The organism is Natrinema soli (assembly GCF_028618695.1).
This window is the reverse complement of the sequence record NZ_JAQIVI010000794.1, coordinates 1-1,294: the sequence shown is the minus strand read 5'-3', so window position 1 is coordinate 1,294 and position 1,294 is coordinate 1. Positions and strand designations below refer to the sequence as shown.

1 protein-coding gene and 1 pseudogene are annotated in these 1,294 nt (G+C 64.8%); one reads left to right on the top strand and one right to left on the bottom strand.

Annotation, left to right across the window (positions count from 1 at the left end):
* Positions 1–480 (top strand): thiamine pyrophosphate-dependent enzyme (locus tag PGX04_RS32690; protein ID WP_273742281.1); only part of this gene is annotated, 480 nt, incomplete at its 5' end.
* Between the two features lie 281 nt (positions 481–761).
* Here the strand turns inward: PGX04_RS32690 and PGX04_RS32685 are convergent.
* A pseudogene (locus PGX04_RS32685) lies at positions 762–1,294 on the bottom strand (molecular chaperone DnaJ); the annotation flags it as partial.

The window sequence follows — 1,294 nt, the reverse complement described above, 5'->3', positions numbered from 1 at the left end:
CGCGGCGCGAGCGGGATCGACGGGATCACGAGCACGGCGCTCGGTGCCGGCAGCGCGACCAACGACCCGCTCGTGCTCGTCACCGGCGACCTGGCGTTCTATCACGATTCGAACGGATTGCTCGCCGTCGAGCGCTGCGACGTGGACGCGACGATCGTGCTGCTGGACAACGACGGCGGCGGTATCTTCCACAAACTCCCGATCGAGGAGTTCGATCCGCCGTTCTCCCAACAGTTCAAAACGCCCCACGGCCTCGAGTTCGACGCGCTCGGCGAGATGTACGGTCTCGAGTTCGAGCGCGTGGCTCCCGCGGACTTCGCGGCCGCCTACCGCCGATCGCTCGAGGCCGCGGGCACGCAGGTCCTCGCCGTCGAATTCGATTCCGAAGCAAACCACCGGCGGCGCGACGCGCTCGCGGGGCGGGTTACGGACGCGGTCGCGAGCGCGCTCGAAGACGACGCTGTCGACGGTTCGGACTGATTTAGATGCCAAGCTCAAACCTTGTTCTTGACTGGGCAACCGGATGCGGTGGCGCGCGCTGTCGGCCGTCCGAACGATAGTGAGGACGGTCAATGATATCGTGCGAGGGATGAGCGAGTGACCAGTGGGAACGAGCGAATCGGCTGGGGAGGGTGCGGCTTCCCCTAGTGCCCACGGTAGCAGAACACTTGCTTCTCCTATTGCCGAATCAAGACCAATCTCGTCCATGTCTCTGACAGAGTATATTTGGAAGATTTACTCGTACAGTTCAATATCGGTTTTCAGGGCCGAAGAACCCACCAGAGGGCGACGGCGTAGCCGAACGGAATCCAGGCGAACCCGAGCGCCAGCAAACCGAAGAGTGAGAGCGGATCGACCAGCGAAAACCCCACCATCTCGGCCGGAAAGAGGACGCTCCAGACGCCGAACGTCACCATCGCGAGTCGGGGCGTCGTGAGCAGGTAGCCGATCAACAGGAGCGTGCACGCGGCGACGATCGCGTTGACCGGCATCGAAAACAGCGGCGTCAGACTCGCGGCGACGAGCACCGGGTACAGGACGGCGATCGATCCCACCGAAATCGCCGTCGTCCCGTCTATCAGCGGTCCCTCCCACTCGAGATCGACCGCGCCGTCCCAGTCGTGGACGGCGTAGCGGAACCCGCCCCCACCGTCGCCGTCGGCGTCCGTCGTACCCCCGGGCCCCGCCGTCGGTCCCGAATTCGGAGTCCCGTTCGGATGCGATCGGCCGCCACCGAAAGGCCAGTCGCCCGTTGCTCGTCGCTTTTTCCGCCGGCGTTGCCGATGGCTCCGCT